The sequence below is a fragment of the Frankia sp. R82 genome (assembly GCF_023716925.1).
Lineage (GTDB): Bacteria > Actinomycetota > Actinomycetes > Frankiales > Frankiaceae > Frankia.
The window spans coordinates 1-8,878 of sequence record NZ_JAMQQG010000366.1; the positions used below are offsets into that span (position 1 = coordinate 1).

Annotated in this window: 5 protein-coding genes and 1 pseudogene; 3 read left to right on the plus strand and 3 right to left on the minus strand. The window is 73.0% G+C overall.

The genetic code is table 11. The features are described from left to right. Both ND747_RS28885 and ND747_RS28890 read right to left on the minus strand, forming a co-directional pair. Positions 1 to 2,067, minus strand: a 2,067-nt coding sequence (locus ND747_RS28885) for a beta-ketoacyl synthase N-terminal-like domain-containing protein (RefSeq protein ID WP_285901327.1), incomplete at its 3' end; no start/stop codon positions are given. Between the two features lie 281 nt (positions 2,068 to 2,348). Beyond that, positions 2,349 to 2,843, minus strand: a complete 495-nt coding sequence (locus ND747_RS28890; protein ID WP_251737419.1) for an NUDIX hydrolase — start codon at positions 2,841 to 2,843, stop codon at positions 2,349 to 2,351. Positions 2,844 to 3,085: 242 nt separating this feature from the next. On the opposite strand from ND747_RS28890, the pseudogene ND747_RS29590 reads away from it, so the two are divergent. The 3 genes and pseudogenes from ND747_RS29590 to ND747_RS28910 form a co-directional block, all read left to right on the plus strand. Next, positions 3,086 to 5,377: pseudogene (locus ND747_RS29590) on the plus strand (anthranilate synthase family protein); the annotation flags it as partial. Between the two features lie 921 nt (positions 5,378 to 6,298). After that, entirely contained in the window at positions 6,299 to 6,949 is a 651-nt protein-coding gene (locus ND747_RS28905) for a GNAT family N-acetyltransferase (RefSeq protein ID WP_251737420.1), read from the plus strand. Between the two features lie 193 nt (positions 6,950 to 7,142). Then, on the plus strand, positions 7,143 to 8,030 hold the full coding sequence (locus ND747_RS28910) for an NAD(+)/NADH kinase (protein ID WP_251737421.1): 888 nt from the start codon (positions 7,143 to 7,145) through the stop codon (positions 8,028 to 8,030). Positions 8,031 to 8,114: 84 nt separating this feature from the next. On the opposite strand, the gene ND747_RS28915 is transcribed toward ND747_RS28910, so the two are convergent. Next, positions 8,115 to 8,279 carry a hypothetical protein gene (locus tag ND747_RS28915; RefSeq protein ID WP_251737422.1) on the minus strand — a complete coding sequence of 55 codons (165 nt, stop codon included), beginning with the start codon at positions 8,277 to 8,279 and terminating at the stop codon, positions 8,115 to 8,117. Between the last annotated feature and the right edge of the window lie 599 nt (positions 8,280 to 8,878).

Sequence of the window (8,878 nt, forward strand, 5' to 3'; positions counted from 1 at the left end):
GCGGGGCGGCGCCAGCTGCGGCGGTGGGCCCACGGCCGGACGGCCGGGCGCCCCGGCGGGCGGGATGGGCGGGGTGGTGACCAGCACGGCCCGGTGTTCGAAGCGGGTCCGTCCGGCGAGGGTGTGGGCGACGTCGACCAGGTCGAGCTCCGGACGGGTCCGCAGGTGCGCGGCGAGTCGCCCGGCGGCTGCCCGCAGTGCCGCCTCGGTCCGTCCGGACAGCACCACCCCCACCGGCCGTCCCGGCGCACAGCCGCCCCCGGTGGCCGGGATGGTCGCCTCGGGGGGTGCGTCCTCGGGTGCGTCCTCGGCGGGGGCCTCCTCGATGAGGACGTGGGCGTTGGTACCGGAGATGCCGAACGCGGAGATGCCGGCGCGCCGCGGCCGTCCGTGCGGTCGGCGCGGCCAGGGCGCGGACTCGGTGAGCAGCGTGACCGCACCGGCGGACCAGTCGACGTGCGGGGACGGTTCGCGCACGTGCAGGGTCGGCGGGAGCAGCTCGTGCCGCAGCGCCTGCACCATTTTGATCACACCGCAGACGCCGGCGGCGGCCTGGCTGTGGCCGACGTTGGACTTCAGTGACCCCAGCCGCAGCGGACGGTCGCGCGGGCGGTCCTGACCGTAGGTGGCCAGCAGCGCGGACGCCTCGATCGGGTCGCCGAGCGCCGTGCCGGTGCCGTGCGCCTCGACGGCGTCGACGTCCGCGGCGCGCAGGCCCGCGTTCGCGAGCGCGGTGCGGATGAGGCGTTGCTGGGACAGTCCGTTCGGGGCGGTCATCCCGTTGCTGGCCCCGTCGGAGTTCACCGCGCTGCCCCGCACGACGGCCAGCACCCGGTGGCCGTGGCGACGGGCGACGGACAGGCGTTCGAGCACCACGACGCCCGCGCCGTCCGCCCAGCCGGTGCCGTCGGCGTCGGCGGAGAACGCCTTGCACCGTCCGTCCGGGGCAAGACCACGCTTGCGGCTGAACTCCACGAGGATGCCCGGCGTCGACATGACGGTGACGCCGCCGGCCAGCGCCAGCGTGCACTCCCCCGCCCGCAGCGACCCGACGGCCAGGTGCAGGGCGACCAGCGACGCGGAGCACTGGGTGTCCACGGCCAGGGTGGGTCCCTCCACCCCGAGGGTGTAGGCGACGCGGCCGGCGATGACCCCCGGCGCGGTACCGGTGAGCAGCTGGCCCTGCGCCGGTGTCGGCGCCCCGTGCCAGGACGGTCCATAGTCGGCCAGGGACGTCCCGGTGAACACCCCCGTGCGGCTGCCGCGCAGCGACCGCGGGTCGATCCCGGCATGTTCGAGCGCCTCCCAGGACGTCTCGAGCATGAGCCGCTGCTGCGGGTCGAGCGCCGCCGCCTCCCGCGGCCCGATGCCGAAGAAGGTCGCGTCGAACCGGTCGATCCCCCGCAGGAACCCGCCCCGTCGGGTGGACGACATCCCCGCCCGATCCGGGCCGCCGACGTCAGGTGTGGCATCGACGTCGTCCAGAGCGTCGAGGTCCCAGCCGCGGTCGTCCGGCAGCTCGCCGGTGGCGTCCCGACCGTCGCGCACCAGCTCCCACAGCGCCTGCGGCGAGTCGACGCCCCCCGCCAGCCGGCAGGCCATCCCGACGATCACCACCGGATCCTCGGACGCCGCGACAGCGCCGGCATCCCGAACGGCATCGGTATCCCGAACGGCGCCGGCCGCGGCCGGTCGGCCCGGTTCGGCCAGCAGCGCGTGCCGCAGGTGGCCGGCCAGGGCGTGCGGGGTGGACAGGTCGAACAGCAGCGTGGCCGGCAGGACCAGGCCGGTCCGTCCGGCGAGCTCGGCCCGCAGCCGTTCGGCGAGCTGGCGGTACACCCCGAGGGCCCGCCATGGCGCCCGCGGATCCATCGCCTTCCGGGTGTCCTCGCGGGTGCCCTCGCCGGCGGTGTCCCGGGTGACCTCGCGGACGGTGTCCGCGATGGTGTCCAGAAGCAGGTCGTACTGGGCCTGCGCCGACCGTCCGGCCAGGCGGGCCCGCCACCGCGCCCGCGGGGTGTCCGCGACGTCGCGGGTTGAGCCCGGGACCTGGCGCGACTGGGGCATGCGGAACTCCCACCTGATCGGAAACGCAGCGACGGCGGCAGCACGTGACCAGACACCCGAACGAATGCCTGCGACAGATACTGTCGGAGCTGCCAGAACGTGCATGACGCCCAGCCCGACCGGGCCACCGCACACTGCGTGCCACCGCCGGTGTCGTGCTCCCGGTGCCCGGCGCGTCCGCGCAGGTCCCGCCCTACGCCGTCGGCGCCACGACCACGCTGACCGCCGCGCACCGGAGCTACCCGACAGGTGCCAGCGCGCCCGCCCGGGCTCGGTCGGCCCTACCCGGGCGGTAGGCCGTCCTCGAGGTAGATGGTGGTGCCGGTGCGCAGGGCGGCGAGGCAGCCGGCCAGGCGGCGGGCGATTCTCGGCGGGGTGAACTCGGCCAGGTGCGCTTCGGCGACGAACGTCCAGGCGCCGAGCTCGTCGGCGGGCAGCCGGATGCGGGCGGCATCTTCGTCGGTGAGCAGGCCGCCGTCGTAGATCAGGGCCATGCCCTCGGTCCGCTGCGGCGAGGGCGGCACCCAGTCCACCGCCACCAGCCGCCCGGGGGTACGGACCAACCCCAGCTCCTCGCCGACCTCCCGGCGCGCCGCGGTCCACGGCGACTCGTCCTGTTCCACCACCCCGCCAGGCAGATCCCACCCCGGCCGATAGGTCGGCTTCACCAGCAGCAGTCGGCCCTGCCCGTCGAGCAGCAGACAGGCCGCGCCCATTCGCTTGCGGGGCAACCCGCGCTGCCAGGCGAGCTGGGCCCCGGGGTCAGCGTCGGACACATCCCTTAGAGTAGAGGCATGTTCGCGCGCAGAGGTCTGTGGCGGGCCGTCATCCTGGCGGCCGTCCCGACGCGCGCGTAGCCCGCATCCGAGCACGCGGCCGCCCCTCCGGCGGCCGCTGTCGTTACCTCGGTCGGGCACTGACCTCGGGTCGAGCACCTCCACCCGGGACGTGCTCCCGAACGGGCACCGGTTCGGCCCCGGTGGGCGCCGTCGCGTCCCGTCCGACGAGGTCACCTTTCATGGATCTGCTGCACCGTCTTGTCGCCGCCAGCATCGCCGGCGACGATCCCGGCCCGTTCGCCCTGCTGCGCCGCGCCGGCACCGGCGCTGATGCTGATACCGGCGCTGATGCCGGCGCTGATGCTGATGCCGGCCAGCTGGAGGTGTTGCGCGGCGAGCTGGTCACCGCCACACACCTGGCCGACCTGCCCCTGCCGCTCGGCCCCACCGACCCCACCGGTACCGCCGACCCCACCGGTACCGCCGACCCCACCGGTACCGCTGGCGTCGCTGGCCCGCGCACCCTTGCGGTCGTCCCGTTCCGCCAGCTCACCGAGGCCGGCCTGCCCTGCGTGGACGACGGCAGCCCGCTCGAGGCCCTGCGCATCATTGAGCACACCCACGTCCCGCTGACCGCCGCCCTCGCCGTCCTGCCGGCTCTGCCTGCCGGCAGGCCCCTGGCGCACGGCGGCGGGTTCGACCTCGACGACGACCGGTACGCCGAGCAGGTCCGCGCGGTGCTGCGCGACGAGATCGGCCGCGGCGAAGGCTCCAACTTCGTGCTGCACCGGACGTACACCGCGACCGTCGACGGCCCACCGCTGCCCGCCGCCCTCGCCGCCCTGCACCATCTCCTGCGCCACGAGCCCGGCGCGTACTGGACGTTCCTCCTCCACACCGGCCGGCGCACGCTGGTGGGCGCGACCCCCGAACGCCACGTGAGCGCCGTCGGCGGCCAGGTCACCATGAACCCGATCTGCGGCACCTACCGCGTCCCGTCCACCGCCACCGCTGCCACCGCCACCGCCACCGCCGCTCAGGACGCCCGCGAGCGGCTGCTGCGGTTCCTCGCCGATCCGAAGGAGATCGACGAACTGTCGATGGTCCTCGACGAGGAACTGAAGATGATGTCGCAGCTGACCGTCGACGGCGCCCGGATCATCGGGCCACAGCTCAGACACATGTCCCGCCTCGTCCACACCGAGTACCTGCTGAGCGGCCGCAGCGACGCCGACGTCCGCGACATCCTGCGCGCCACGATGTTCGCCCCGACCGTCACCGGCAGCCCGCTGCACAACGCCCTACGGGTGATCGCCCGCCACGAACAGCGCGGCCGGCGCTACTACGGCGGCGTCGCCGCCCTGCTCGGACGGGACGCCACCGGCCGCCAGACCCTCGACGCCCCCATCCTGATCCGCACCGCCGAGCTCACCCCCGACGGCCTGCTGCGCCTGCCCGTCGGCGCGACCCTCGTGCGCCACTCCACCCCGTCCGGCGAAACCGCCGAGACCCACACCAAGGCCGCCGCCCTGCTCGCCGCCTTCGGCCTGCACCCCACCCCGCCTACCCCCGCCGCCGCCCCCGAGCCCACCCCGACCGACGACCCGATCGTCGCCGCGGCCCTCGCCAGCCGCAACACCGACCTGGCCACCTTCTGGTTCCACCGCCCGTCCCGTCCCACCCCGCCCCAGCCCGTCCCGTCCGGTTCCGCGGAACCCCTCATCCCCGGTTCCGCGGAACACCATGATCCCGGTTCTACGGAACACCATGATCCCGGTTCCGCGGAACACCAGCACGGTTCCGCGGAGCGCTCTCCGCACGGTTGCGCGGAATCGCCGCTGGTTGGACGGACCGCGCTGGTCGTCGATGCCGAGGACGCGTTCGCCGGGATGCTCGCCCATCAGCTGCGGGCGCTTGGGCTGCTGGTCACCGTTCGCCCGTGGTCGCAGGTGGCCCGATCGGGCGATGACGAGGCCGCGGAGACGGATCTGCTCATCATCGGGCCGGGCCCGGGTGATCCCTCGGCGTATCGAAGCGGCGATCCGAAGATGGTCGCGCTACGGCGGCTGGTCGGCCGCCGGCTGGCAACGGGTCGACCGCTGTTCGGCGTCTGTCTGGGCCACCAGCTACTCGCCGACGCCCTCGGCCTCCACCTGCGCCGACGCCCCGATCCCCACCAGGGCCTCGCCCGCACCATCGATCTGTTCGGCCGACCACGCCTGGTCGGGTTCTACTCGTCCTTCACGGCCATGACCACCACGAACACCATGACCACCATGACCGCCACGACCGCCACGCGCACCGCCGCCGCTGCTGCCGGCCCGGCCGGCCTCGCTTCCGGAACGTCCGGCGCCGACCTGCACCGGAGCGTGTACGGGTCCGTCCGGCTGGCCTGCGATCCGGCCGACGGGTCGGTGCATGCCCTGCGCGGGCCAGCCTGCATCGGGATGCAGTTCCATCCCGAGTCGGCCCTAAGCCGGGACGGCCTGGACATTCTGCGCAGCGAACTCGCCGCCCTGTTCGCGGCAGCGACGCCACTGACCGTTCCCATCGGGGCACCTACTGCGATGTCCTCGGCCAGCACGACGACACATCCCATCGTCACTTAGCCAATGAAATTCATCTTCCACACAGGTGGTGAGGCAGAGCATTCACCAACCTTCTGGACGTGACAGATCGCGCACGCTGCGATCCGGTCCGGCACCATGCCGAGGGTCGTTCGGGGCCATGCCGAGGGCTGCTCGGCATGGCGGAGCCCTAAAACCAGAGCGGGCCCCAAAACCAGAACAGCCCTCGGCATGAGGCAGATCGGGTCTGTCCGTGCTCCGGCGTGCCTCCTGCCGCGGACGTCGACCGTGGCAACCCCACGATCCGCGGGTCCGGCCCGACACCGGTGGCCCTGGCCCGTCGAGATGCAGGCATGCCATCACGTTCCCGCGCAGACATGCCGGAGAGTGACCGTCCCGAGACCGGTGGACGTCCCGCCAGAACATCCTCACGCCCATCCGCCCCCGACACCCGTCGATCGACACCTTCCGTGTCACCCACACCACTTCCTGCAACGAAAAGGGCTCGGTCGAGGGTAGCCGAAAACCATGATCCGTTCTTGCCGAGGCTTAGTGAAGGATCCGCGGACCGGAATCTTCACTCCGCCTCGGCAAGAATCCGTGACTTGGCGAAATGGTCGCCGGGCGCGGAGGCGCGGGCGCCGGCCGCGGCGGGCACGGAGGCGCGGGCGCCGGCACGTCGGGACCCTCGGCCTGAAATCCCGAACAACCCTCCGCATGTGGCGGATCGCTGCCACGCTGAGGCCGGCGACGGTGGTGGGTGCGTGCTCCGGTTCAGAGAATGCAGACGGACGGCTCCGAACGGCTCGGGACAGCTCGGGACGACTCGGAAGGTCGCGGCTGCGCAGCGGCACGGATGGAGTCGGGGCGGAGGGCATGGTGGCGATGGTCAGGATCAGGGCTGCGCAGGCGTCGGATGCCGCGGGTGTCCGAGCGGTGTACGCGCCGTTCGTCACCGGGACGGCGGCGACCTTCGAAGAGGAGATCCCGACCGTCGAAGCCATGCAGGCCCGGATGGCCGCCGGCCCTCGTCTCCCCTGGCTCGTCGCCGAAGCCGCGCCCGACAGCGGCACCGACACCGACACCGACACCGGCGACAGAAACTGCCAGCCCACGCCGGCCATTGTCGGCTATGCCTATGCTGCGCTGCACGGGGAGCGGGCGGCGTATCGCTGGTCGGTGAATGCGTCGGTGTATCTGTCGGCGGCGTTTCACCGGCAGGGGCTCGGGCGGCGGCTGTACGCGCGGCTGTTCGCCGAGCTGCGGGCGCTTGGCTATCTGAACGTCTACGCCGGCATCACCCTGCCGAACGCGGCAAGCGTCGGGTTGCACACGGCGGTCGGTTTCACCCCGCTCGGCGTGTACCCCAGGATCGGGCACAAGCTCGGCGCGTGGCGTGATGTCGGCTGGTACAGCCTGCCCCTGGTCACACCGCTGCCCGCCGCTCCGGCCGAGCCACGCCCCTGGCAGCCCGACGCCGCGCCGACACGGCCGACGCCGCCACCGCAGCCCGTCGCCCCCACCTTGCAGGACTAACCGGCTGGACGAGGACGCGCCTCGACGTCCCATCCCAGGGACCCTGAAGGACGTCCGCCGGCCATGGACCGGATATCGGTACCCTGCGTATCGGTACCCTGCGTAACGGTCACGTCTGCCGTTCCGTCGGCGACAGGCAGCAGGGACGGCAGGCGGCAGGGACGGCAGGCGGCAGGGCGGGGCGGGGAGGGCTGTGCGCACGGTCGGGGTGGTGCTGCATCCGCGGCGGGACTCGACGCTGGCCGTCGAGCAGATTCTCACCTGGGCGGCGTCACGCGAGGTGACGGTCCTCGGGGTGGTCGGAGAGATCGAGCGGCTGCACTGCGCGGCGGTGGCCGTCGAGTCGGCGCAGCTCGCCGAGCGCAGCGATCTGCTCGTGAGTCTCGGCGGCGACGGGACGATGCTGCGCGCGATGCGCCTGGCCGACGCCGGACGGGCCCCCGTCCTCGGGGTGAACCTGGGTCGCCTGGGCTTCCTCGCCGAAGTGGACGTGCCCGAGCTGTCGGCCGCGCTCTCCGCGATCGACCGCCACGAGTACACCGTCGAGCCTCGCCTCGCCGTGGACGCCCGGATCGGCCCGGCGACCGTGACCGCGTTCAACGATGTGGCCGTCGTGCGCGTCCCCGGCCATGGGGGCAGCGCCGCCGTCCAACTGCGGGTGGACGGCCGGCCGTTCGTCCGCTACGCGGCGGACGCCGTCGTCGTGTCCACCCCGACCGGCTCCACCGCCTACAGCTTCTCCGCGGGCGGCCCGATCGTCAGCCCGTCCGTGGAGGCCCTGCTGGTCACCCCGGTGGCGCCGCACTCGGCGTTCAACCGGGGCATCGTCCTGTCGGTACACGACTGCCTGGCCCTGGACGTCCTGTCCGGCAGCGCGCAACTGGCCGTCGAGGTCGACGGCACCGTCGCCGGCCACCTCACCTCTGGCGCCACCATGACCCTGCACCCCCGCCCCGGCGCGGTCGAGGTCGTCCGGCTGGGACACACCACCTTCTACGAACGCGCCGCCCGCAAGCTCCGCCTGGCCAGCTCCGCCGAGGTGGACGGCGAGCGCCCCGGCCCCCGCCCCCATCCGGACTGACCACCACCATCGTCGTCACCGGCACCATCGTCACCGGCACCATCGTCGGCACCGGCACCGCGATTCACCTGGTTGGCGCCCTGGTCAGCGGTCTCGGCCGGCGGTCCAGCGGCGGTCCTCGTCGTCCCACTGCTCGTTGCGGTCGTCCAGGCGCTGACGCCAGTTCGCCGCCTGCTCGGCGCTGTCATAGGGCCCGAGCCGACGATGCCCCGGCGCGTCCGGCGGATTCTCCGCCCGGCCGTGGTCCATGCACCACCACCAGCCCGTCGGGTTCCACGCCTCACTACCCACCGTCCCGCCGGCGCCAGCGCCAGCGGTAGCCCCGGCAGCGCCGCCCGAGCCCTTGCTGCCACGTGCACCGTCGTTCGCCGTCCGGGAACGCCCTCGTCCCGACACCGCTCGTTTCAGGCTCGACCACATGACCCGATCTCTACCCGATAACCCGATCACTACCCGCGATCCCACCCCGCGCGCTCCCTCAAGGAGCCACGCCCCCCGAGCTTCCGCACCCGCCGCGACCCGCAGTGATCTGCCGCGATCCGCGGTGATCTGCCGCGACCTGCCGCGACCTGCCGCGACCTGCCGTGGCTCCGAGCGGCGACCACCCCAGCCCATCCCATCGAAGATCGGCACCCCTGGCAGGGCGCCAACCAAGCCCCGACCCCCCACAATCAGTCACCTCTTGCGCCCAGGTGAACACTGAATGTCAGACGTGGGAGCCGGATGACCACTTCCCCAAGACCATGGGTCGCTCCGGCCGTCCTGCCGAGGCTTAGAGCGTGTCTTGCGTGGTCGCTGCGGGTACATATCCGATCATGGATGTGTTGGAGAGCAGCCTCGCCGGGCGG